The following is a 23,893-nucleotide window of genomic DNA, read 5'->3' as shown; positions in this document are numbered from 1 at the left end:
TAAGGATTTGACATGAAAAGTTTGAATGCCTTTATCTCAGGTGCTGTGGCCTTAGTATTCAGCTTACCGCTGCTGGCCGCCGACACTCTGACACCCGAGCCACAACAGTGGCAACCGATACAGGAAGTGGCAATTCAGGGCGATATCCCTGAACTCAGGGGCATGCCGCAACAGGTACAGTTCCCGGACGCGTTGCCCCCCGTCAATCAAGGGTATCTCGATACTCTGGCGCCGGCCTCCTGGTGGGCCGACCTCCTGAGCTACAGCTTCTTTGGCATGATAGTACTGCTGGCATTGTTCGTGGCCATCAATGGTAAAGCCAAGCTGAGCCAGGGCTTTTCTGGCAAAAAGGTCGACCGCTGGAGTGGCATGGATGTGCTGGTGCACTGGGTGGGCGCCATCGCCTGCCTGCTGCTGATCATCACAGGCCTTATCATGGTTGCCGGCCGTTTCTGGCTGGAACCCAACATGGGCGCCTCCCACTGGACCGGCTTTATCGGCACTTCGGTAGCCCTGCATGACCTGATGGCCTTCCCCTTCATCCTGGGATGGGCGGTCATGGTGGTCAAATGGGCCGGTAAGCAACTGCCGGAAGCCTGTGATATCGGCTGGCTCAAAGTGGTTGGCGGCTATCTGAACTTCGGTCCCTTCAAGGGCAAGCATCCGGATGCCGGTTTTGCCAATGCCGGTGAAAAACTCTGGTTCTGGTGCTTCGCCTTGTTCGGTGCCCTGATGGTCGGCTCGGGTCTGGTGCTTATGTTCCCAAGCCTGGTGGCCACCAAAGACGGTGCCAATCTGGCATTGATCCTCCACCTAGTCAGTGCCTTCGTGCTCGGCGCCTTTACAATAGTGCACATCTATATGGCCACAGTGATCTCTGAAGGCGGTATGGAATGTATGCTCAGTGGCAAGTGCGACGAAAACTGGGCGAAACAGCACCACAACCTCTGGTACGACAGCCTCTCCAAAGGCAAATAACCCCTGCGCCCTCCTCCTGCTCCCGGGGGAGGGTTTTCCAAACCTATGGCAACCACGGCCCTGATGGGTCGGGGATCCCTATACCCAAATGAGGGACAAACAGATGCGAACATCTTCCCTGTATTTACTCAGTTGTGCCCTGCCGCTGACAGCAATGGCGGCCGACAATAACAGCAACGGTGACTGGCAGCAGATTGACCAGCGCCTGCAACGCTTGGAGCAGCAACAAGTCAGCTCCAGCGCCGAGAACACCAGCTTCAGCCTCTATGGCTCACTGCGCCCGACCCTGGTTTACAGCGACAGTGACATCACAGATGAGTGGGATGTGGGCGATGCCCTGTCCCGCATCGGCGTCAAGGGCCGCACCGAATTTGCCCCCGGCTGGGCCTTGCTGGCTCAGGGTGAATGGAAAGTCAACCTCAATGGTGATGGCAGCTTCGGCGATGCCAGGCTGGCATTTGCCGGGGTGGATTCACCCTATGGTCAACTCAGCTTCGGCCGCCAGCGGCCGGTGCAGTACACCCTGGTGGCCGAATACACAGACATATTCAACAACGCCAATAGCCCGTTTGCCTACAACCAGGAAAGCCCCTTCTTCGCCGACAACCTGGCGTTGTATCAGTTGAAGTTGCAGCACTTTACCCTGATGGCCTCGGCACGTTTCGATGGTGAAGGCGATAACAGCGGCGCCGATGCCATCAATGCCGGTCTGGGCTTTGACTGGCAGGGTTTGCATCTGGGGGTGAGCTATCTGGAACAGGACAATTTCGAGGGTGAGCTGAAAACCGGCAAGGATAAGACCAGCGCCGCCGCTGTGGCCTACAGCTTCGACAACGGCATCTATCTGGCGCTCGCCTACCAGTATAAAGACTATCAATTGACAGGCTCCGAAGACAGGGACGGCAGCACCCTGGACGCCGCACTGGCGATCCCGCTGTGGCAGGACTACAAACTCAAGCTGGGCTACTTCCGCTTCGATGATGGCCTGGAGCCCGATATCAGCCTGGATTATCAGGGCTTCAACACCACGCTGGAATGGAACCCCGCCGGCAATGTACGCCTGCACCTGGAGTACCTGCAGCAAGACAACGAACAAGGTGCCACCGACAAGAGCATTGCCATAGGCATTCGCTACGACTTCGATCTGAACTGGCGCTTCTGAACCTTCTCCATTGGGCCAGGGACGGCCAACCTTGAGTTACTGCTCATCCCCAAACCAGCGCTTCAGCGTCTGATCGGCTTCCTGCTTCACCTCGGCATTCACGTAGAGGCTCACCATGGTCAGTGCCGCTGCCAGCGCACCGAGATCATCACTGAAACCCACCAAGGGCGTCAGATCCGGAATGGCATCCAAGGGAGTAATGAAATACGCCAGGGCGCCAAAGATCACCGTCTTGGCCCATTTGGGGGTATCGGGTCTTTGGGCGGCATAGTATAGCCAGAGTGCCTTTTGCACTACCTCCCTGCCGGCCTGCCTGGCATAACCCTTGAGTTTGGCCCAGAAACCACTGTCGCTGTACTGCTCTTGTTCCATCTCACTCTCCACTGCCGATATAGAGGACAGTATTCAACCCAGGCCCCGACAACGTCAAGCACCATAAAAATGTCTGATACTGGAATAATCCGCCGACTCATTTACCTTTATGCAACAGTCTTAATAAAGTGAATATTTAATCAAATAATCGCAATATAATCTCAAATATATCGATATATCATACATATCCATTTATTTTAAATGTTCCTTATTTTATGTATAACCAAAACAATATATAAATATAAAGTGTAAATTTTTGGTACAACTCATTAAAAACAATAAAAATTTAAAATAAGCAGATACACTTTTTCACAAGTGATTGGAACTATGACTTAGCTCATACTTTTATTTTTTGGCCGGATATAAACTCGCAATTAAGTTATCACCAGTGCTTTTCTCTAAACGTAATGGAGTTGTATATGAAGAGAAAGTCCAAAATCATGGCGCATATAAGGCGCACCCGACATATCATGATGCCAACCCATCGTGACTATTTTGACTACTCCTACTTTTTCCCCGCCTCAATCATCGCTGACTGAGGAGATAGGCTGCTCCGCGCATCCATCTCCTTAGCATCCCCAATACATACAATTAGTTGCTTTTACTCGGCCGGTAATATCCTGCACGCGTAACGGTAAGGCTTTCTTATACCTTTTCTCTGACGAAGCATTCGTCATGGTATCTCTACGCCTTACATAAATATCGCTGCTTGAATATATCAGCCCAGGGCTGACTTTATCTAAATTTTAATATTGGAATTTATTTTCCGATACGAGCCCTGCTGACTTTTTTAAATAAGGTTATTTTATGAAATCACTAAAAATTGCAGCAAGTTTATCTGTTCGTTCTTGTTTTGATACTGAAAGAGAAGTGGTCAACGTATTAACTACCGACTTTTGCGATATTGGTGCCGTGGTTGTTTCAGTCACAGACGTTAATAACGGTATAGTCGACAAAATCAATAACACAGGCCTGAAACTGCCGATCTTCGTTGCCGTATGTTGTGAAGAAGCCTTTCCCGATGATATCTGCTCTTCCATTACCGGCGTATTTGAGCTGTGCGCCAGCAGCAGTACTGAGTTTTACGGCAAACAGGTAGAAACCGCGCTCAATAAATATGAGCAGGCCCTGCTGCCACCTTTCTTCGGTACACTGAAGAAATATGTGGAAATGGGTAACTCCACCTTTGCCTGCCCAGGACACCAAGGCGGCCAGTTCTTCCGTAAGCACCCTGTTGGCCGTCAGTTTTTTGATTTCTTTGGCGAAACAGTATTCCGCTCCGACATGTGTAACGCCGACGTCAGACTGGGCGACCTGTTGATCCACGAAGGCGCCCCCTGTGATGCCCAGAAGCATGCCGCCAAAGTATTCAATGCCGACAAGACTTACTTTGTCCTTAACGGCACTTCAGCCTCCAACAAGGTGGTGTGTAATGCGCTGCTGACCAAGGGCGATCTGGTACTGTTTGACCGCAATAACCATAAGTCAAACCACCACGGCGCGCTGATCCAGGCCGGTGCTACCCCGGTTTATCTGGAAACTGCCCGTAACCCCTTCGGCTTTATCGGCGGTATCGATGCCCATTGTTTCAGCGAAAACTATCTGCGCGAAGAAGTCCGCAAGGTTGACCCCTGCCGTGCCGATGCCAAGCGCCCCTTCCGTCTGGCGGTGATCCAGCTGGGTACCTACGACGGCACCATATATAACGCCCGTCAGGTCGTGGACAAGATAGGTCACCTGTGTGACTACATATTGTTTGACTCCGCCTGGGTGGGCTATGAGCAGTTTATCCCCATGATGAACGACTGCTCACCGCTGTTGCTGGAGCTGACCGCAGAAGATCCGGGGATCCTGGTGACCCAGTCGGTACACAAACAACAGGCCGGTTTCTCACAAACCTCGCAAATCCACAAGAAAGACAGCCATATCAAGGGCCAGGACAGATACTGCAACCATAAACGTTTCAACAACGCCTTTATGTTGCACGCCTCCACCAGCCCCTTCTATCCGCTGTTTGCCGCACTGGATGTCAACGCCAAGATGCACGAAGGCGCCAGTGGCCGCTTCCTGTGGCGTGAGGCGGTGAAAGCCGGTATCGAAGCCCGTAAACTACTGCTGAAAAAGTGCAAATATATCAAGCCATTCATTCCGCCAATGATAGAAGGTAACCCATGGCAGGATCATGAAACCGAACAGATGGCCGATGACCTGCGCTTCTTCGAATTCGAACCCGGTCAGAAATGGCATGCCTTCGAGGGATATGAGAAAGGCCAATACTTCGTCGACCCTTGTAAGTTCCTGCTGACGACTCCGGGTATCGATGCCGAAACCGGCAAGTACACCAACTTCGGTATTCCGGCGACGATTCTGGCCAACTTCCTGCGTGAAAATAACATCATTCCGGAGAAGTGCGACCTCAACTCGATTCTGTTCCTGATCACCCCGGCCGAAAACATGGCCAAGATGCAGCATCTGGTATCTCAGATTGCCCGCTTCGAGAAGCTGGTCGATGAAGATGCGCCGCTGTCTGAAGTGCTGCCCAATGTCTACAACGCCAACAAGGAACGCTATCAGGGTTACACCATACGCCAGCTGTGTCAGGAGATGCATGACCTCTATGTCAGCCATGATGTAAAACAGCTGCAAAAAGAGATGTTCCGCCAGGCCCACTTCCCCAAAGCCGTGATGAACCCACAGGAAGCCAACATAGAGTTTATCCGCGGCAATGTGGAGCTGGTGCCCCTGTCACAGGTGGAAGGACGCATCGCGGCCGAAGGTGCCCTGCCTTACCCACCGGGAGTGCTCTGTGTGGTTCCCGGCGAGATCTGGGGTGGCGCGGTTCAACGTTACTTCCTCGCCCTGGAAGAAGGGATCAATCTGCTGCCGGGTTTCTCACCTGAGCTGCAAGGCGTGTATCTGGAACAAACCCCTGAAGGCCGGCAACAGGCCATGGGCTATGTCCTGAAAGCTTAACCATAAGCGGCGGGGCATGGCGCCCCGCCACCTGGCAACATGACTTAGGTAAATAATTATGAGCAAAGCAAATAATAAAATTGGCGTGGTTCAGCTAACCATACTCACCATAGTGAACATGATGGGCTCAGGTATCATTATGCTGCCAACCCAGCTGGCTCAGGTGGGAACGATTTCAATTCTGTCCTGGTTGGTGACGGCGGCGGGTTCAACGGCATTGGCCTACGCCTTTGCCAAGTGCGGTATGTTCAGCAAAAAATCGGGTGGTATGGGCGGTTATGCCGAGTATGCCTTCGGTCGCAGTGGCAACTTTATGGCCAACTATACCTATGCGGTATCTCTGTTGATCGCCAACGTGGCCATCGCGATTTCCGCCGTGGGCTATGGTGCCGTGCTGTTCGGTGTCGAACTCAGCCCCATCGCTATCTGTCTGGCCACCATAGGTGTGCTCTGGCTGGCCACTGTGGCCAACTTCGGTGGTGCCCGCATCACAGGTCAGGTATCCAGTGTTACCGTGTGGGGGATTATCATTCCGGTTATCGGGGTGTCCCTCATAGGTTGGTTCTGGTTCGACTTTGACCTGTACAAAGCGGCCTGGAACCCCCACGACATGCCATTCTTCAAGGCTCTGGGTGGCTCAATCGCCATGACACTGTGGGCCTTCCTGGGATTGGAATCTGCCTGTGCCAACTCTGAAGCAGTAGAGAACCCAGAGAAAAACGTGCCTATCGCGGTAATGGGCGGCACCATAGGTGCAGCGGTTATCTACATCATCTCTACCAACGTGATCGCCGGTATTGTACCCAACGGTGAGCTGGCGCTGTCCAACGCACCTTTCGGTCTGGCCTTTGCGCAAATGTTCAACCCCACTATCGGTTCCATCGTCATGGCCTGTGCCATCATCTCTTGTACCGGTTCCCTGCTGGGTTGGCAGTTCACCATCGCCCAGGTGTTCAAGTCATCTGCCGATGAAGGTTTCTTCCCTAAAGCCTTCTCCAAGGTGACCAAGAAAGACGCCCCGGTTGTGGGCATGCTGATCATCGTTTCGGTACAAACGGTACTGTCACTGATGACCATCAGCCCATCGCTGAGCAAACAGTTTGAGGCGCTGGTTAACCTGGCCGTGGTCACCAACATCATCCCTTACATCCTTTCCATGGCTGCTCTGGGTGTGATGCAAAAGCAATTGAATATCCCTGTAAAACAGGCCCGAATTGCCAACTTTATGGCGGTAATTGGTGCCCTGTACAGCTTCTATGCCCTCTATAGCTCAGGGGAAACCGCCGTAATGCTGGGTTCTATCGCAACCTTCTTCGGTTGGACCCTGTTCGGCATTATTTCCAACAAAAACGACAAGCAAAAATTGAAACACGCTTAAGGCTTACGGGTGTGCACTCCCCTGCGTGCGCGCCCACCTAAAAGTTAAATCAATAACAATATTGGATGAGGTGGACTATGAACAAGACAATACTGGCGCTGGCAATCCCTGCGCTGCTACTCTGCGGCTCAGCCCAGGCAATCGATCTGTACAACGATGATACCAATAGCTTTGGCATCAGCGGATGGCTGGGTTTCGCCGCCTACAATGATGGCCACGAGACCTCGGTAATTGACGACACGTCAAGGATACGTTTGAGCTTCGAGCGTAAAGAACGCAACGGCTGGACCGCCTATGCGGTCACCGAATGGGGCATCAACATGGTCACCAGTGATGACAATCTGGTGCTACAGGGCGGCAGACTCGCCGCAGAGAAAACCGATGACTTCCTTAACAACCGCCTGGGTTATGTCGGTCTGTCCCACGATACCTGGGGTAGCCTGACCTTCGGGAAGCAGTGGGGCGCCTATTATGATGTGGCCGGTACCACTGACTTACCCAATGTCGTGGCCGGTTATGCCGTCGGCGCTTACACCTTCGGCGATGGTGGCCTGACGGGTACCGGGCGCGCCGATGCCGCATTCCAATACCGCAATGACTTTGGCCCGCTGCATCTGGCACTGCAATACGCCGCCAAGCAAGATGGTGAGGTCTCGGTACAGGACAGCAATGGCGAACCACTGGCCAACTCTGAACTGGACTTTGATTCCAGCTACGGTGCCAGCCTGACCTACAGCGTCACCGACAAGTTCAAACTGCTGGCCGGCTTCAACCGTGGTGATATCGATGGCCACCTGGAAGGCAGCGAACTCAAGGTGACCAACCAGATAGTAGGCATAGGTGCCATGTATGGCGACTATTATCACTATGCACCCAACCGTGAAGCCAGCGGTTTGTATGTGGGTTTCAACGCCCACAAGAGTGACAACAACGAACTGGTTGGCGGTGAACTGTACGACGCCACCGGCGCCGAACTGATGGTGGCCTACCAATACGACAACGGCTTTGTGCCCATTGCCATGCTCAGCTACCTGGATCTGGATACAGATCAGCACAGCGCCATTCAAGGGGACTGGCGTCGCCAGTTTGCCATGGTGGGTCTGCACTATAGATACAGCAGAGACACTGTGATGTTCTTTGAGGCCAAACTGGACTTCAGCGACATGGATGACCCGGCCGAAGATGCCGCCCAGGACAATAACTTCGCAGTGGGGATCAACTACTTCTTTTAACTGAACTTCTATAGCGGCACACTCCCACTCCATTGCTGGCAGTACCCTTTTTGCCAGGCACGCTCGGCCACCCTGACCCCACTTCCTTCCAGGGTGGTTTTTTTTACTTGAAACCGAAAAGTTTGGCGGGAGATATGCCCCCAGGCTCCACTCAAAACGACCGGCATCATGGCGCATTTCTGGAAAGCTTACGCCTAAACCGTTAGGATACTTGCCATCCCGCGGCTTCAGTGGATGCAGCCGCGCCAACGCAAAAAAGTAGCCAAGGTCATGCCCGCCAAACCATTACTCGCTTACTACCAGGATTGCTATAAGGAAGATTGTGTCGACCTTAATCTGTGGCACCTTGGCAAACTAAACCAGGAAGACAGGCTATTTATTGAGGGCGAGGATTCGCTGCTTTCAGGCTTCCTGCCAAGACAGCCAATCGCCCATGAAGCCGGGGCGCAGCTCCTGCCCAGAATCGCCATGTACCAGCGCGAGCGCCAACTGCTCTATGTTTCCCATTTCGTGGTCGGCCAGCTAAAGGAAGAGGGGCAGACCCGCACTGTACTCAGCCCTCTGGTTTTTAAAGAAGCACAGTTGGAAGAAGATGACGGCAGCTTCTATGTTTCCCTCAAAGAGGGGGCACTGCAGATTAACGAACCCTTGCTGCGGCTGTTGCTGCCGGAAGACAGTATGGAAGCCGGCTTTGACGCCATCTTCGCTCCCGAGCGCCCCGACAGCTGGACCTCGCTGTTGAGCCAGAGCCACCAGAACATAGATACCCTGGGGCTGCTGGGATTCCCCAAGCTGACAGGCTATGACAGCCTCGCCCGCCTGACCCGCAAGCGTAAGTTAACTCTGGTGCCGGCATCGGCGCTGGTGTTTCTGAAACGCCCCAGCGCCAGTCGCGGCATTCTGCATGAGATCTCTGCCATGATGAATGCCGCCGAACTCTCGGCGCCGCTGCAGAATCTGATGGGAACACAACTGCCACCCAAGGCCGAAGCCAAGCGCCGGCTCAAAAGCCAGTACCTGCCCTGCCTCTTGTCCCGGGCACAGCAGCAAGTGCTGGAGATTGGCGCCGGCCACAGTCTTGGCTGCGTTGTCGGGCCGCCGGGAACAGGCAAGAGTTATACCATAGCCGCCGTCGCGACCGAACATATGGCCCGGGGCGAGTCTGTGCTGATCGTCGCCAACAACGAACATGCGCTCGATGTCATTAACGACAAGCTTGAGAGTCAGTTCGGGCTCAAGGACATCAGCCTGCGGGCGGGACAAAAGGCCTTCCTGAAACAGCTAAAGGATTATCTCAGCAATCTGCTGGACGGCTATCATTCACTTGAGCACACCCCCCCGCAGCAGTTGGAAAGCCAGCTCAATTTATTGAACCGGCAACTGGACAACTCAGAACGCCGGCTGCTGCGATTTTTACGCCGCGCCATCCGCCGCGGTCAAAGGCTGCACAAACTGGAGCGCTCACAGCGGCGCTGGTTGTTGCAGCTCTATCTTGCTCTGTTTGGCCACAGCATGGAAAACCTGAGCCAACATTGGGACACTCTGGATGAGTTGAACGATAGCCTGACAACCAAAGAGGCGCTGGCAGCCAAGTTGCTGCAAAATGTCAAAGCCAGCCGGGTCGCCGGCTTGCTGAACAACCACAGGCAACAGCTGCAAACTTTCAATCAAGCGATTCGTTCCCGCACCTCACAGCGGCAGTTTGCACTGTTCGATACCTTGGATTACCAGGTGTTGCAGCAGGCGTTTCCCATCTGGCTGGTGAGCCTCAACACCCTTCACAAGGTGTTGCCGTTGCAGCGGGAGCTATTCGATCTGGTTATCTTCGATGAAGCCAGCCAGAGCAATATCACCAGCGCCTTACCGGCGCTGTTTCGGGCCAAACGGGCCCTGGTGGTCGGCGATGGCAAGCAACTCAGGCATATCTCTTTCCTGTCCCGCAGCAAAGAGCAGGCGTTGCAACAACTGCATGGCGTGTCCACAGCGCAATCCGGCATCTGCAGCTATCGCGATAAATCGATTTTGGATCTGGTGGCCGAGCAGATAGCCTCCCAGCAGCAGATCGCCTTTCTCGATGAGCACTTTCGCAGCGCTCCCGAGCTTATCAGCTTCAGCAACTCACAGTTTTATCAGCAGCGGCTGCGGATAATGCAGCACAGACCCTGTACCAGCAGCGGCCATCTGCATCTGCACTCAGTGATGGGCGAGCGCAGTGAACAGGGAGTCAACCAGGCTGAAGTCAGTGCACTGTGCAACCTGATAAGGCAGCAGATAGACAGTTGCGAACAAGCGGGAATGCCCAAGTCGCTGGGAGTGTTATCGCCTTTTAGGGCTCAGGCCGATGCGCTGGCCGATGCTTTGTTCAAACAGTTTTCCGCCACCGAGCTGGAAAAATATCGCCTGCGGGCCGACACCCCCTTTGGTTTTCAGGGAGAGGAACGCGACATTATGTATCTCTCCTTCGCCGTTGACCCACAGAGCAAGAGAGCCGCGGTATATCTCAACCGCGAAGATGTGTTCAATGTAGCCATTACCCGCGCCAGGGAACAACAGCACCTGTTTGTTTCGGTAGCGGCCCAAGAGCTGCCGAGCAACTCACTGCTGCGCCTCTATCTGGAATCCAGCCGTCAATTCAATGCTCGGCACAGGCAAAATGACCAGTTGGATCAGTTTCAGCGCCAGCTTTGTGACGCCTTGGCCGGGCACAATATCGAAACCTGGCCGGGCTATGAGATAGCCGGCACAGAGGTGGATATCCTCTGCCGCTGGCAGGGCGAGTATCTGGCGCTGGATCTCATCGGCTTTCCCGGCCCCTGGATGGACTTTTTTGAACTGGACACATACAAGATACTGCAGCGGGCCAAGGTGCCCATGTTGCCCATCAGCTATGGACTCTGGTTGAAGAATCCCGGTGCCTGTATCGAGCGCATTCGCAGTAAGCTGACTCGGGAACCCCAGAGTTAACAATCATCAGAAGCGGTTTTGGCGGCCGCAAGCGAACCCAAACGGGAATGACGCAGCAGCAGTAACCATAAGGTCATCCCCAAACAAAGCACGCCGGCCCAAAACATGGCGACCCCAAAGCCGGCGGCAACCGCCTGATGATTTATCGCCGCTATCCCACTCGGTTCAAACTGTCCCCCGCTTTCAGTCTCTTTGGCCGTGTAGATGACCCGGCTCATCAAGGTGCCCAAGAGGGCGATCCCCAAGGTCATACCCGTCTGCCTCACGGCATTCATGGTGGCCGAAGCCATGCCCGAGCGCTGGGCCCCGACACTGGCCATCACCAGCTCACTGGTTGCCGGTACCGCCAGCCCCATTCCCAAACCAAGCAGGGCAAGATAGCCCGCCGTCAGAGAATAAGCCGTTTCCGCTTGCAGGTTTGACAGCAACATGAGCGCCAAAGCCATCAATCCATACCCCAGACTCATCAGTCGCCTGACTCCAAAGTTCGCCGCCAGGCGGCCAAACCCCATGGCCGCCACAGCCATGGCGATAAACTCGGGCGCCATCCGCCAACCGGCCTCGGCGGCATCCCAACGCTGCGCTTCCTGAAAAAACAGCGACATAAAAAACACGCTGCTGTAGGCAGAAAAGCCCAACACAAAGGAAGCCGAGTTATAGCAACTAAAGTCCCGCTGCCGAAACAACTTCAGCGGCAGCAGTGGCCGCGGCGCCTTAAGTTCAACCCGGATAAAGACCGCAAACAAAATGGCGGCCAACAGCAGCGGCACCAAGGTGTGATAACTCAACCAATCATGCTCACCCAAGCCGATAAGGCCATAGGTCAGTCCCCCAAGGAAGAGTATGCTGAGCAACTGCCCGGCAAAATCCAGTGCCGCCTGTTCCGGGTCGGCACTCTCGTCCAGCCCCCAAGCCCCCAGCAGTAATGCGATTATGCCTATGGGGACATTGATCCAGAAAATGCTCTGCCAACCCACATGCTGCACCAGCAAACCGCCGACTATCGGCCCCAGTATCAGTGACAGGGCACTGACCGATGACCAGATGCCTATCGCGCGGGTGCGGGCGCCAACGTCAGAAAAGGCGTGGGTCAACAGAGACAGGGCTCCCGGGATAACGGCGGCACCGGCAATCCCTTGAATCACCCTTCCCAGAAGTAACAGCCACAGAGAGTCTGCCATGGCGCAGGCGATTGAACCCAGAGTGAACAGCACGCCCCCGCAGAGCCACAACAACTTGCGGCCAAAACGGTCCCCCAGCGGCCCGGAAGAAAGAATTAAAGCCGATAAACACAGGGCATAGGCGTTCACCACCCATTGGGAATCCGCCATGCTGATTGCCAACTCCTGTTTCATGGTCGGCAAGGCGACATTGACTATGCTGATATCCAGAGTCGCCATAAAAGTGCCCAGACAGATGGCCGCAAGCAGAGCGACCTGACGCAGAGAAGACATGCTGTTCCTCCTTGAAGCTTAACAATTATTGAGAATAATTCTCAATATAGATTTCGACCGACCGTCGGTCAATGATATTTACAATCACTGGACGGTCGGCATCTGGCCTTGGATCATCACTTTAGGTAGGATGAATGCCGATTCCGACCTAAGGAAGGTGCGAATAAGTCCTCGTGGCACTCTGGCTTACAAGCCTGCCTGCTGTGTTGTGCTTCTTGCAAAGGACTAGGGCCATTTACTGCAAACCACGCCTTGCATTCAGGCCCGTAAGCCGACGCAGAGCACACATGGGATTTGTTCGCACCTTCCTAATGCACAGGGGCTTGATTCACTCGGCGAGTATGAAAGAATTTGGCGGCCAATCGGCCAAGAAAAACATTATCCTGGCCGACGCAGTTTCCTGGCAGATCAAACTTCTTATATTGAGTGGTATGGCTAATGACAAATAACAGCACCCCGGGAGCTCCACGTACCAAACCGGCAGAGGTTCGTCTCGATGAACTCATGGATGCGGCCCAGAAGTTATTTATTGAGAAGGGGTTTGAAGCCACTACAGTCAGCGACATAGTGCGCGAGGCCAAGGTCGCCAAGGGGACTTTTTACCACTACTTCGATGCCAAGCCGGAGATACTCTCGGCTCTGCGGCAACGCTTTAGCCGGCATTTTGTCGAGCAGGTGCAACTGGCAATGGATGCCTGCGATAGCGATGACTGGCCGACACGACTGGATGTTTGGTGCCGGGCCAGTGTCAACGCCTATCTGGCCGGTATAGAGCTGCACGACCTACTCTTCCATGACAACTATTATCACGGTCACGGCAACAGTGAGCGGGATCGGGTGTTGGCGCAGATTATTGAGCTTTTGCTAAGCGGCAAGCGCCATGGCGCCTGGCAGTTGCAAAGGCCTGAGCTGAGCGCCATCATCCTCTATCACGGCATGCATGGCGCGGTAGACAACGCCATGCATAACGGCATCAAGGACCGCCAAGCGACGGCGCAACAACTCGGCAAAGATCTGTCACTGGAATTCCGGCGTCTGCTGGGCTGTTAGCCTACGCAGCCCTTGTTTAGAACAAAGGCTTGCTAGCGCCCTCTATCGTCTTGGGTTTTTACTTTGATTTCTTACTCTGGCCCTGGCTTTTACCCTGACTTTTACCCTGAGCATGGCTCTGAGCATGGCCAAAGACAGGCCTGGCACCTGGTCTGGCTTTGCCACTGCCGGGCTTGGAGCCTTTAGCTGTTGTCGGTTTGCCTGTTGTGTGGTCGCCGCCCTTGCCTTTTCCGGCCTTGTTACCGCCTTTGGCCCCTTCAGTGGACTTACCCTTGGCGGCTTTGCCGCTGCGCTCTGCAAACTGATTGTCGCTGAAACGGGTGAGTCCCTGGCGGCCCTTGTCTGCCCCCTTGCGGTTATGCTTACCGGCCCAGGCTTCGGCGCGGCCTTCCGGGGGCACCAGATGCTGTGGCCCGGTGCCGATAAGATGCTGTTTCCCCATGGCGATAAGCGCCTCGCGGATCAGCGGCCAACCTGCGCTGTCGTGATAGCGCAGCAGGGCCTTGTGCAGTCGCCGCTGACGCCCCTTCTTGGCCACCGGCACCTCTTCGCTGCTGTGTTTGACGTTTTTCAACGAGTTCAGCTCTGTGTGGTAGATGGTCGTGGCATTGGCCATAGGCGATGGGTAGAAGTTCTGCACCTGATCCAGCTTGAACTTACGCTCCTTGAGCCACAGTGCCAGGTTGAGCATGTCCTCGTCCGTGGTGCCCGGGTGAGCCGAAATAAAATAGGGGATCAGATACTGCTGCTTACCCGCTTCGGCCGAGTATTGGTCGAACAGCTCCTTGAACTTGTCGTAGGTGCCCATACCTGGCTTCATCATCTTGGACAAAGGCCCCTCTTCGGTATGTTCCGGCGCTATCTTGAGATAGCCGCCCACATGGTGCTTGGCCAGCTCTTTAACGTAACGCGGATCTTCAATCGCCAGGTCATACCGCACGCCGGAGGCGATCAGTACCTTCTTGATCCCGGGAACATCCCGGGCGGCGCGGTAAAGATCTATGGTGTGCTGATGATCTGTGTCCAAATGGCCACAAATACTGGGAAAGACACAGGATAAGCGCCGACAGGTCTTTTCGGCCTTTTCGCTCTTGCAGCCGAGACGATACATGTTGGCCGTTGGGCCGCCGAGATCGGAAATCACCCCGGTAAAGCCGGGCACTTTTTGCTGTATATCTTTAATTTCTTTGATAATTGATTCTTTCGAGCGGCTCTGGATAATTCGCCCTTCATGCTCGGTTATCGAGCAAAATGAGCAGCCACCGAAACAGCCTCGCATGATATTGATCGAGGTCTTGATCATGTCGTAGGCCGGGATCTTGGCCTTGCCGTAAACCGGGTGTGGCACCCTGGCGTAAGGCAAGTCGAATACCGCATCCATCTCATCTGTGTTGAGCGGCCAGGCCGGAGGGTTGACCCAAACACCACGATCGCCGTGGGGCTGGAACAGGGCTCTGGCACAACCTGGGTTTTGCTCCTGATGCAAAATCCTCGATGCATGGGCGTACAGGTATCTGTCTTCACTCACCCGCTCGAAGGCCGGCAGCAACACATAGGTCTGCTCCCAGGGCCTTGGCTTGGGTGGCTGCACGCTGATGGGCTTGGGAGCGTCGTTGTCGAAGATCTTCTTGTCGGATGGACCGGACAAGTTCTGGCAGCCGACATCATCGGCGCCATAGGGATTGGGGATAGGGTCAATTTTGTGCAACTGATCTATCTTGCGCGAGTCCATGCCGCGCCATTCTGGCAGTGGCTCTTTTCGGATAACCGCTGTGCCGCGGATATTCTGCATCTGCGCCATGGTTTCACCCTTGGCGAGACGGTGCGCCACTTCCACCAGCGGCCGCTCGGCATTACCGTAGATCAGGATGTCGGCCTTGGCATCAAAAATCACACTGCGGCGCACTTTGTCGGACCAATAGTCATAGTGGGCAATCCGCCGCAGGCTGGCCTCGATACCGCCTATGACCACGGGCACCTCTTTAAAGGCTTCCTTACAGCGCTGGGTATAAACAGTCACGGCGCGATCCGGGCGCTTGCCGCCTTCATTGCCCGGGGTATAGGCATCGTCGTGGCGCAGTTTACGATCGGCCGTATAACGGTTGATCATCGAATCCATATTGCCTGCAGTGACCCCGAAAAACAGATTCGGCTTACCCAGGCTCATAAAGGCCTCTTTGCTGGACCAATCCGGCTGCGAGATGATCCCCACTCTGAATCCCTGCGCTTCCAGCAAACGGCCAATCACCGCCATGCCAAAACTGGGGTGATCCACATAGGCATCACCTGTCACCAGGATCACATCACAGCTGTCCCATCCCAGTTGTTCCATCTCCTTGCGGGACATAGGCAGAAAGGGAGCCGTGCCGTAACACTCGGCCCAATACTTGGGATACTGAAATAAGCTGGATTCGACTTGCATTTGAGACTGACCATCAGAGGATTCGACACACGGCAGCCACGCTGCCTCAGGGCCGCGGAGTATAACAGGCTAACCTGGTTAAGTGTGACTAATTTTTCACCAATTGCCGACTATTTGTGCCCCTTGTTTGTGCCTGCAAGCCAAGGCCCTACTAGGATTGTGGCTTATCTCGGCTCAGAGCAATAAGCGCCCCACATACTGCCAGAGGTTAAACAGCGCCAGCACGAGTATGCTTATCCAGGTGAACAAGGTGCCGAGGAAACGGCCCGGGTGGTAACCGCCCTTGCCTTGGGTCAGACCTATGGCATGCAGCAATCTGGCCACCAGCCAAATCGTCCCCAGTAGATGTAACCAAACGCCGGCCATGCCGTTGGCCTCGGCCAGCACCAAAAGCAGCAAGGCTATCGGGGCATTTTCCAGCAGGTTACCGTGTACCCGGTTGGCCAAATGCAGTGCATCGTTACCGCCATCGCCCAGGCCTATCTTGTAAGCACGGCGCAAACGCACCACCCGGTAGGCTAAAGCCAAGACCAAAAGCCCCGTCAATGCGGCATAAAAACCCGATATAAACAATGACATAAGTTATTTTATCTCCTTTTGAAATTCTCTGTTCAGCCTTGACTGATGCGACGCTGTCCAAGCGCAGCCAATCAACCTTAACGCAACAAGCTTGCACTTAAGCTCACATAAAGGAAATAATTTTTAAAATGTCATTAACCGGATTCTGCCCCCTTGCTGTAGAATCCGCGCGGGCAAAAAGCCGTCCATCCAATCAAGGGCACAGTGGGAAACCGAGTGGATAATCAAGAATTCATTGAAAAGCGCCGTTTTATCATTAAGTTGGGTAAGGCTCTGCATAAGTTCGGCACCCCGGCTTATCGGCTCGAAACCCACTTGCAGACAGTGGCCAAGACGCTCGGCATCGAAGGCTATTTTCTGATCTCGCCCACTTCGATGACCTTTGTGCTGCAGCACGACACAGATCAGGAATACAACCATGTTGCCAGGGTCAAACCCGGCGAGCTGGATCTGGGGTCGCTGGCCCGTACCGACGCCTTAGTGCAGGAGCTGAGCCTGGGGCAACGCAGCCTGAGTGAAGCGCTGGAACGGCTGGATGAGATAGCCAACAAGCCCAATCCCTATGGCCCTATGTTAACCCTGGGCGCCTTTGGTACCTCGGCCGCCGCCTTTGCCATGCTGATGGGCAGCAGCTGGAATGATGTGTTCTGGTCGGCCTTGATAGGCATGCTGGTCTATGGCTTGGTATTCAGCGCCGAACGCTCGCGGCGGATGGCCGAACTGCTGGAGCCTCTGGCCGCCATGCTGGCCGGTTTCGCCGCCTGTGGCCTGGCGCAACTGGATGCCGGGCTGAATATCCCCGTGGTGGTACTGTCGGGGATCATCGTCTTTATTCCCGGCCTGGCGCTGACCCTGGGCCTGGCCGAACTGGCGGCAAGGGATCTCATGTCAGGCACCATGAGGATCATGGATGCGGTAATGCTGCTATTTAAACTCTACTTCGGCGCCGTACTCGGCGTGGCAATAGGCAATGCCCTGTTCGGCGAATCCCTTTATATTGAGCCCATGCCGTTGCCTCGCTGGGCCATCTGGTCGGCGGTGCCCATACTTTCCATGGCGCTGGTGTTTATCTTCAAGGCCAGGCTCAAAGATGCCCCCTGGGGCGTACTGGCCGGTATTGTGGCCTTCTTCTCCGCCATGTTCGGCGGCCTCTATTTGGGGGATTCTCTGGGGATCTTCTTCGGCGCCCTGGCCGTGGGTATTTACGCCAACCTGTTTGCCCGCTGGATGAAGGCACCGGCCTCCATAGCTCTGCTACAGGGGATAGTCATCCTGGTGCCTGGCTCCAAGACCTATATCGGCCTCAATGTGCTGATCTCGGGTGAAACCATGTTGAACCAGTCGCATCTGGGGTCGCAGATCTTTCTGATATTTATGTCACTGATCGCCGGGCTTATCTTCTCCAACGTGGTGGTGCCGCCGAGAAATACTCTCTAAACACAGCTGCCGTGGGCATTAGCGCCGGGAAAAGATAGTTTATTACAAGCTAAATCATTACTTTATTTCGAAGGTCGCCTTGACTAACCGCCTATTCGGTTGTGTTATTGAAGTGTGAATATCAGCCCGATATTCACTACCGAGAGGAGGCAGTCTATGGCAACAAGCCGCAGTGTCTTGCTTCTGGCAACCCTGTTTGCCAGCCTCTCCGTTTTGGCCGAAACCGGCACCAAAGGCGATAGCACAACCTCGTCTTCCCAAGGCCAAAATCCACTCCCTGAGCGATTCAGGGTTGGCAAAATTGTGGTGGTCAGCAACCCAATTTTCGACGAGTCTGCCGACAACGCCATCTTCCTGCATAATTGGGCCAACGCCCTGCATATCAATACCCGGGAGTCGGTGATCCTCAATCGCCTCAGTATCCAGGAGGGGCAGGAAGTGACCCCAAGGCAATTGGAAGAAGCGCAGCGAATTCTTAGGCGTGAAGCCTATCTCAGAGACGCCAGGATCTCTGTGGTCAAGGTCGACCCGAGTGCCGATCAACAGCCTGATGGTGAAACCTTGCTGGTGGAAACATGGGATCAATGGTCGCTGCTGCCCACTATCAGCCTGGGACGCAGCGGCGGCAACAACAGCTTCTCCGTCGGGTTGAAAGACGACAATATTCTGGGCCTGGGGATCCGCACCCGTTTGAAGTATCAATCCGACGAGGACAGAACCGGCTACAAAGTCGCGTTCGAAATGCCGCTGAACATCATCAAAAATGCCACTGTGGCGGCCAACTTCTATGACAACAGCGATGGTCAGGCCAAACAACTGTATTTCGACAAGCCTTTCTATACCCTGGACGACACCCGGGCCTACGGTGCCGAGTATCTGGATGAAGACAGAATCGACACCATTCGCCAAAACGGCCTCGACATCAACGAGTTCGATGAAGAGATCCGCTATCGCAACCTCTACTGGGGCTTTATGTTCGCCAAAGAGAACCAGAGCCGGCAAAGATTACGCCTTGGAGTTACCCAGGATAAGCACAGCTTTCACGCCCTGCCTCAATACCCGCAGCAGCCCTTGCCTCAGGACAGAGACTTTCTCTACCCTTGGGTAGAATGGGAGTACCTGCAGGATGACTTTCGGGTACTGACCAATATTCACCTGGTCAACTATAACGAAGACTTCAACCTCGGCTGGCATCACAGCGTTAAATTGGGGCTGGAAACCAAAGACAGTGACAACCTTGGCTATCACCTCAACTGGCGCAGCAGTCGCGGCTATTTTGAGGGTAAGGAACTACTGTTGCTGGCATTTAGCGGTGAAGCCACCCTGGCCACCCGGCAACGGGACTTTTATCAAGTGAATGTTGCCGCCGAGTATTTTTATAAGTTCACCCCCAAGTGGACCGCCTATTCCAAGGTGCGGCTGTCCAACTCCAACAACAACTATATCGACCGTCCCTTTGCACTGGGGGATGAAACCGGCATTCGCGGTTATCCCAACGACTACCAGCACGGTGACAATCAATGGCTGCTGACCGGCGAAATCCGCTATTACCCCAATATCAACCTCTACCAACTGGCAGAGTTGGGCTGGGCCGCCTTTATCGATGTCGGTCAGGCCTTTGGTGGTGCCATGGCCAATGACAACGAAGTCTCGGGCCCCATAGGCTCTATCGGCATAGGTGCCAGAATCTACTCTTCCCGCTCCAGTTATGGTCATGTCGCCCATATCGATTTCAGCGTGCCCTTTACCCGGGGCGAGGAAGTAGACGGCTGGGAATGGCGCTTTCAAGTGAAACAGAGTTTCTAGGCTGACTTTGCCAACCCAGCGGCAAACTCTGCACTAAACTTGAAGGGTCACAGCAACCTGGACCTGACATGAAAAAACTCCTTTCCTCTGTGCTGCTCGGCCTGTCGTGCCTGATATCGGCACAGGCAAGCACGTTGAAAATCGCCTTTTTTGATTTTGCGCCATACAGCTTTCAGGAAGAAGGAGAACTCAAGGGCGTCATGGTAGAGATGACTCGCCTGGCCTGCCAGCGCTGGGAGGAAGGCTGCCAACTCAAGCTGTGGCCCAACCGCCGCGCCAGGCAACAGATGAACTCGGGAGAAACCGGTGCCATGGGGCTGGCCTGGGCAGATTATCGCACCTCACAATACTATTTCTCGGTCCCCCTGTTGCAGTCTGAATATGGTTTCTTCAGCCTCAAAGCACTGAGTTTGAAGCAGATGCAGCAGCTATCGGATCAGCGTGTGGCAGTGTTCTCACCATCCAATACCCACAATGCCCTGCAAAAATTGAATCAGGAACTGCTCCGGCAACAAGTCCCCCCCATGCAGGTGGTTACCTTTCCACAAAGCGATGAGTTACCACTGAAAATGCTCGCCAGAAAGCGTTTTGATGCCTATTTTGTCAACCGGGATGTCGGTCGCTGGTACGCAGGGAAACAGGGGATTGAAGGCTTGGACTATCTACCCAGCCAACCCAAGACTTACTACTGTCTGGCATTCGATATCCGTCATAATGACCGACAGACCATAGCCCGCTTCAATCGGCTGTTGTTGGAATTGCAGCAGGGAGAAGCCTGGCACCAGCTACTGCAGCGCTGGCAGGTTGAACCGGCCCAATGGCAGCCTGAGCAAGCCCAAGCCATGAACATTCCACTCGAGTAGAAAAGCAAAAGGCCGCCCGTGATAACACGGGCGGCCTCATTTTATTTGGTGAGTTGGCCTATAAGCCGGGTCCTGTTCTCCCGAAGGAGCGGCAGTCATTCCTCTAGGCCTGCAATCGCTCACAGGCTCAAGCAATCTACCCGGTTCCAACGCGAGCCACGCATTAATTCCGAAGAATAGTGGAACCCTATTTGATCTTGCTCCGGGTGGAGTTTACCGTGCCGCGAACTGTTACCAGCCGCGCGGTGCGCTCTTACCGCACCCTTTCACCCTTACCGGCCCGAAGGCAGGCGGTCTACTCTCTGTTGCACTGGTCGTCGGCTCACGCCGCCCAGACGTTATCTGGCACCCTGCTCTATGGAGCCCGGACTTTCCTCCCCGTTCTTGCGAACGCAGCGACTGCCCGGCCAACTCGGCGCAGATTATAGCCCATAGCGAGCCTCACACCAAGGCATTTCCTTACCAGCCCAGCTCCAGCCCTTTTTTATAGAGAGCGTTTTTCTTCAACCCATGGATCTGTGCCGCAATGGCGGCCGCCTTCTTCAGCGGTAATTCATCACAGAGTAGTTTGAGGGTATCCAGCGCCGCGGCGGGCGTTTCGTCTGCTTCTTCACTGACAAAACCGTGCAGCATAAGCACGATTTCACCGCGCTGCTGGTTGGCATCGGCTTCTACCTGCGCCAGCACTTCGGCCGTGGTGCCGCAGAGGAAGGTTTCAAAGGTCTTGGTCAGTTCCCGCGCCATCACCATCTGCCTATCCGGCCCCAGGACCTCCACCAGCGACTTGAGGCTGGGCAGAATTCTGTGGGGAGACTCATAGAAAATCAGGGTGCGCGGGTCTTCCCTAAGCGCCAGCAGTTTATCCTGGCGCCCTTTGTCTTTGGCCGGCAAAAAGCCTTCAAACGAAAAGCGATCCGAGGGCAAGCCAGATGCCGACAGCGCGGCAATGGCGGCGCAAGGGCCGGGCAGCGGGATCACCGGATAACCGGCGGCGCGCACATGGGATACCAGGTGATAGCCGGGATCGGAAATCAGCGGCGTACCGGCATCGCTGATCAGCGCTATGGCTTCACCTTCGCCGAGGCGTTCGACAATCCACTGCGCCCGGGCACGTTCATTGTGGTCATGCAGCGCTGTCGTGCGGGTGTCTATGCCGAAGTGACTCAGCAATTTACCGCTGTGGCGAGTGTCTTCACAGGCGATCAAAGCCACCTGATTCAATACTTCCAGAGCCCTGGGGCTCAAGTCCCCCAGGTTGCCTATGGGAGTGGGAACTATATACAGCGCGACCGACAGGTCCATAACTACCTCGGAGATGAAAGTGCCGAGACTTTCGTCAGGCACAATAGAAGGTTAAACTAGAGCCAGCATCTTACCAGAGTGAAGCCCTGTGTTAAAAAGCCTGAATAGAGTTAAGTACATTTCTGCTGCGATTTTGCTTGCCAGCCTGTGGGGCTGTAGCAGCACGCCATCGGCAGACAAAGATCAGCTGGCCGTCGTTTCTCTGGTCAGTGCCCCGCAAGCCCCGGCCGAGTATTTGGCATTTGCCGCCAAGGCGCCCAGCAAGGAAAACCGCGAGCGTTACCTGCTGTTGGCCGCCAATGCTTACCTCAAGCAAGGTGATACAGATGCCGCTGCAGATATTCTGCGTTCAATGCAGGCCGGGCTGAGCCCGGTGGATGAAATCCAGGCCGAGCACCGTTTTCTCAGCGCCCGCCTGCAAGAACTGACCGGCAAAAACGCCGAGGCCCTGAGCACCCTGAATTACCCCGGTAATTGGCAACTGGCCGATTGGCAATGGGCCAGTTATCACCAAGCCCGTGCCCGACTATTTGCTGCCAACCAGCAACCCGTGGAGCAAGTGCGTGAGTTGAGTAAGCTCAGTCAGTATCTGCCGGTGAAGGCGACCGGCGAGGTTAACGATGAAATTTGGCAATTGCTCAAGCCACTGCAGGAAGAAACCCTGCAGAGCTTTGCCGCTCAAGAGAGCGATGCCGTATTTACCGGCTGGCTGCAGCTGGCTTATCTGGCCAAACACTACGCGGTGGATCCCTCAAGCCTGATCCGCCAGCTGAGTGATTGGCAGAAACGTAATCCTTATCATCCTGCGGCGGTGCAGTTGCCTTCGGATCTGCAGCTGGCGCTCAGTGCCAAGCCATACAGACCCAGCAATATTGCCGTGCTGCTACCTCTTTCGGGCCCAAGAGCCGGAGTCGCCAACACAGTGCGTCAGGGCATACTGGCCAGTTATCTGAGCGACCCGGACAGCAATGTCAGCCTCAACTTCTTCGACACGGCCCAAGGTGCCGACAAGGCCTACCAGCAAGCGCTGCAGAGCGGCGCGGAATTTGTGATAGGCCCGCTGCTGCAAAACGAAGTGGAACAGGTGATGGCGGCCCAGCAAGCTGCAAAGACAGATACCCCGCCGCAACTGTTTCTCAATCAAATAGATAAGCTGCAACCGCAACAGAATAAGTACTACTTCGCCCTGTCTCCCACTCAGGAAGCCAGCGATGCCGCCAGACGCATGTATCAGGATGGCATACAGGTGCCACTGCTGCTGGCCAGCAATGATGCCGTAGGCCAACGTATGGCCCAGAGCTTCAAGCAGACCTGGATGGAGCTGACCGACAGTGATGCCGAGGTTCACTTCTATGATAACGGTGACAAGATGCGCGAAACCGTGGAAGGTGCCCTTGGCGTGACTGACAGCAAGGCGAGGATCCAGGCCATTAAGGCACTGCTGGGCAGTAAGGTGAAGGCCGACTTCCGCTCCCGTACCGATATCGATGCCATCTATATGATCTCGGGGATTCAGGACTTGCCACTGCTGAAACCCTTTATCGATGTCAACTTCAGTGTCTTTGCCGAGCAAGTGCCGCTGTATACCAGTAGCCGCGCCCGTCAGGAAGACAACGCCAAGCAAACCGCGATTGAACTGAACAATATCACCATCAGTGATATCCCCTGGTTGCTGCAGGCCAGTGAAGAAACCGAAGCGGTCAACAAGTTGTGGCCCACCTGGGGCAATGCCCAAAAACGCCTGTATGTAATGGGCTATGATGCCCTGCAGCTGGTCAATCGTCTGGCTCAGATGCATGCCTTCCCCGGATACCAGTACAGTGGCCGCAGCGGCCAGCTGACGGTGAGCCCGGATGGCGTGATCGATCGTCAGCTCAGTTGGGCCAAATACCAGCGCGGCGTTTTGCGGCCACTGTAAGCC

The 23,893-nt window shown here is 54.8% G+C and carries 17 protein-coding genes and 1 other RNA gene; 12 read left to right on the top strand and 6 right to left on the bottom strand.

The features are described from left to right. Positions 1-12 precede the first annotated feature (12 nt). Together ACWAU4_RS01660 and ACWAU4_RS01655 are read left to right on the top strand one after the other, a co-directional pair. Complete coding sequence (locus ACWAU4_RS01660; protein ID WP_045283600.1) at positions 13-978, top strand: formate dehydrogenase subunit gamma; 966 nt, start codon at positions 13-15, stop codon at positions 976-978. A gap of 103 nt (positions 979-1,081) precedes the next feature. Beyond that, entirely contained in the window at positions 1,082-2,140 is a 1,059-nt protein-coding gene (locus ACWAU4_RS01655) for a porin (RefSeq protein WP_045283599.1), read from the top strand. A 36-nt stretch (positions 2,141-2,176) separates the two neighbouring features. Here the strand turns inward: ACWAU4_RS01655 and ACWAU4_RS01650 are convergent, their stop codons facing one another. Further along, positions 2,177-2,512: a YkvA family protein gene (locus ACWAU4_RS01650; protein ID WP_025011932.1), complete on the bottom strand. Its 336-nt coding sequence runs from the start codon at positions 2,510-2,512 to the stop codon at positions 2,177-2,179. 407 nt (positions 2,513-2,919) lie between these two features. On the opposite strand from ACWAU4_RS01650, the gene speFL reads away from it, so the two are divergent. The 5 genes from speFL (at position 2,920) to ACWAU4_RS01625 (ending at position 11,059) form a co-directional block, all read left to right on the top strand. Further along, positions 2,920-3,051 carry a leader peptide SpeFL gene (gene speFL / locus ACWAU4_RS01645; protein ID WP_363325324.1) on the top strand — a complete coding sequence of 44 codons (132 nt, stop codon included), beginning with the start codon at positions 2,920-2,922 and terminating at the stop codon, positions 3,049-3,051. A gap of 268 nt (positions 3,052-3,319) precedes the next feature. Next, positions 3,320-5,485, top strand: coding sequence for an ornithine decarboxylase SpeF (speF, locus tag ACWAU4_RS01640; protein WP_208163145.1), 2,166 nt, complete (start codon positions 3,320-3,322; stop codon positions 5,483-5,485). Between the two features lie 58 nt (positions 5,486-5,543). Next, a complete protein-coding gene (potE, locus tag ACWAU4_RS01635) occupies positions 5,544-6,863 on the top strand; it encodes a putrescine-ornithine antiporter (protein WP_028780970.1) in 1,320 nt (439 codons plus the stop codon). A gap of 77 nt (positions 6,864-6,940) precedes the next feature. After that, the gene (locus ACWAU4_RS01630; protein ID WP_025011934.1) at positions 6,941-8,095 is read left to right on the top strand and encodes a porin; all 1,155 of its coding nucleotides are present in this window, start codon (positions 6,941-6,943) and stop codon (positions 8,093-8,095) included. A 270-nt stretch (positions 8,096-8,365) separates the two neighbouring features. Further along, positions 8,366-11,059, top strand: a complete 2,694-nt coding sequence (locus ACWAU4_RS01625) for a DEAD/DEAH box helicase (RefSeq protein WP_454290421.1) — start codon at positions 8,366-8,368, stop codon at positions 11,057-11,059. Here ACWAU4_RS01625 and ACWAU4_RS01620 read toward each other — a convergent pair. After that, the gene (locus ACWAU4_RS01620) at positions 11,056-12,513 is read right to left on the bottom strand and encodes an MFS transporter (RefSeq protein WP_454290420.1); all 1,458 of its coding nucleotides are present in this window, start codon (positions 12,511-12,513) and stop codon (positions 11,056-11,058) included. The genes ACWAU4_RS01625 and ACWAU4_RS01620 overlap by 4 nt on opposite strands. A gap of 438 nt (positions 12,514-12,951) precedes the next feature. Between ACWAU4_RS01620 and ACWAU4_RS01615 the strand changes: the two genes are divergently transcribed. Further along, positions 12,952-13,563 (top strand): TetR/AcrR family transcriptional regulator, encoded by a 612-nt coding sequence (locus ACWAU4_RS01615; protein ID WP_454290419.1) that lies wholly within the window; start codon positions 12,952-12,954, stop codon positions 13,561-13,563. Positions 13,564-13,621: 58 nt separating this feature from the next. Here the strand turns inward: ACWAU4_RS01615 and ACWAU4_RS01610 are convergent, their stop codons facing one another. Together ACWAU4_RS01610 and ACWAU4_RS01605 are read right to left on the bottom strand one after the other, a co-directional pair. Beyond that, positions 13,622-15,985: a YgiQ family radical SAM protein gene (locus ACWAU4_RS01610; protein WP_335919251.1), complete on the bottom strand. Its 2,364-nt coding sequence runs from the start codon at positions 15,983-15,985 to the stop codon at positions 13,622-13,624. A gap of 174 nt (positions 15,986-16,159) precedes the next feature. Beyond that, positions 16,160-16,564 carry an MAPEG family protein gene (locus tag ACWAU4_RS01605; protein WP_025011611.1) on the bottom strand — a complete coding sequence of 135 codons (405 nt, stop codon included), beginning with the start codon at positions 16,562-16,564 and terminating at the stop codon, positions 16,160-16,162. A 216-nt stretch (positions 16,565-16,780) separates the two neighbouring features. Between ACWAU4_RS01605 and ACWAU4_RS01600 the strand changes: the two genes are divergently transcribed. The 3 genes from ACWAU4_RS01600 to ACWAU4_RS01590 all read left to right on the top strand — a co-directional run bounded on the left by ACWAU4_RS01600 (position 16,781) and on the right by ACWAU4_RS01590 (position 20,670). Next, entirely contained in the window at positions 16,781-18,001 is a 1,221-nt protein-coding gene (locus ACWAU4_RS01600) for a threonine/serine exporter family protein (RefSeq protein WP_025889321.1), read from the top strand. 156 nt (positions 18,002-18,157) lie between these two features. Next, complete coding sequence (locus tag ACWAU4_RS01595) at positions 18,158-19,807, top strand: ShlB/FhaC/HecB family hemolysin secretion/activation protein (protein WP_454290418.1); 1,650 nt, start codon at positions 18,158-18,160, stop codon at positions 19,805-19,807. A gap of 68 nt (positions 19,808-19,875) precedes the next feature. Beyond that, complete coding sequence (locus ACWAU4_RS01590) at positions 19,876-20,670, top strand: substrate-binding periplasmic protein (protein WP_082050117.1); 795 nt, start codon at positions 19,876-19,878, stop codon at positions 20,668-20,670. Positions 20,671-20,715: 45 nt separating this feature from the next. Here ACWAU4_RS01590 and rnpB read toward each other — a convergent pair. Next, positions 20,716-21,085, bottom strand: an RNA gene (rnpB, locus tag ACWAU4_RS01585) — RNase P RNA component class A. Positions 21,086-21,129: 44 nt separating this feature from the next. Then, a complete protein-coding gene (gene rsmI, locus ACWAU4_RS01580; RefSeq protein ID WP_028780979.1) occupies positions 21,130-21,972 on the bottom strand; it encodes a 16S rRNA (cytidine(1402)-2'-O)-methyltransferase in 843 nt (280 codons plus the stop codon). 88 nt (positions 21,973-22,060) lie between these two features. Between rsmI and ACWAU4_RS01575 the strand changes: the two genes are divergently transcribed. After that, entirely contained in the window at positions 22,061-23,890 is a 1,830-nt protein-coding gene (locus ACWAU4_RS01575) for a penicillin-binding protein activator (protein ID WP_219014702.1), read from the top strand. Positions 23,891-23,893 lie beyond the last annotated feature (3 nt).

This window comes from Shewanella sp. FeAMO (assembly GCF_053653955.1).
The sequence above is the reverse complement of the archived record's forward strand: the minus strand, read 5'-3'. Positions and strand labels throughout refer to the sequence as shown.

Coding starts and splice junctions, on each gene's coding strand:
- ACWAU4_RS01660 (WP_045283600.1), top strand. CDS start 13: ATGAAAAGTTTGAATGCCTTTATCTCAGGTGCTGTGGCCTTAGTATTC.
- ACWAU4_RS01595 (WP_454290418.1), top strand. CDS start 18,158: ATGGCAACAAGCCGCAGTGTCTTGCTTCTGGCAACCCTGTTTGCCAGC.
- ACWAU4_RS01605 (WP_025011611.1), bottom strand. CDS start 16,564: ATGTCATTGTTTATATCGGGTTTTTATGCCGCATTGACGGGGCTTTTG.
- ACWAU4_RS01625 (WP_454290421.1), top strand. CDS start 8,366: ATGCCCGCCAAACCATTACTCGCTTACTACCAGGATTGCTATAAGGAA.
- ACWAU4_RS01615 (WP_454290419.1), top strand. CDS start 12,952: ATGACAAATAACAGCACCCCGGGAGCTCCACGTACCAAACCGGCAGAG.
- speFL (WP_363325324.1), top strand. CDS start 2,920: ATGGAGTTGTATATGAAGAGAAAGTCCAAAATCATGGCGCATATAAGG.
- ACWAU4_RS01610 (WP_335919251.1), bottom strand. CDS start 15,985: ATGCAAGTCGAATCCAGCTTATTTCAGTATCCCAAGTATTGGGCCGAG.
- ACWAU4_RS01620 (WP_454290420.1), bottom strand. CDS start 12,513: ATGTCTTCTCTGCGTCAGGTCGCTCTGCTTGCGGCCATCTGTCTGGGC.
- potE (WP_028780970.1), top strand. CDS start 5,544: ATGAGCAAAGCAAATAATAAAATTGGCGTGGTTCAGCTAACCATACTC.
- ACWAU4_RS01655 (WP_045283599.1), top strand. CDS start 1,082: ATGCGAACATCTTCCCTGTATTTACTCAGTTGTGCCCTGCCGCTGACA.
- ACWAU4_RS01650 (WP_025011932.1), bottom strand. CDS start 2,512: ATGGAACAAGAGCAGTACAGCGACAGTGGTTTCTGGGCCAAACTCAAG.
- ACWAU4_RS01630 (WP_025011934.1), top strand. CDS start 6,941: ATGAACAAGACAATACTGGCGCTGGCAATCCCTGCGCTGCTACTCTGC.
- ACWAU4_RS01590 (WP_082050117.1), top strand. CDS start 19,876: ATGAAAAAACTCCTTTCCTCTGTGCTGCTCGGCCTGTCGTGCCTGATA.
- rsmI (WP_028780979.1), bottom strand. CDS start 21,972: ATGGACCTGTCGGTCGCGCTGTATATAGTTCCCACTCCCATAGGCAAC.
- speF (WP_208163145.1), top strand. CDS start 3,320: ATGAAATCACTAAAAATTGCAGCAAGTTTATCTGTTCGTTCTTGTTTT.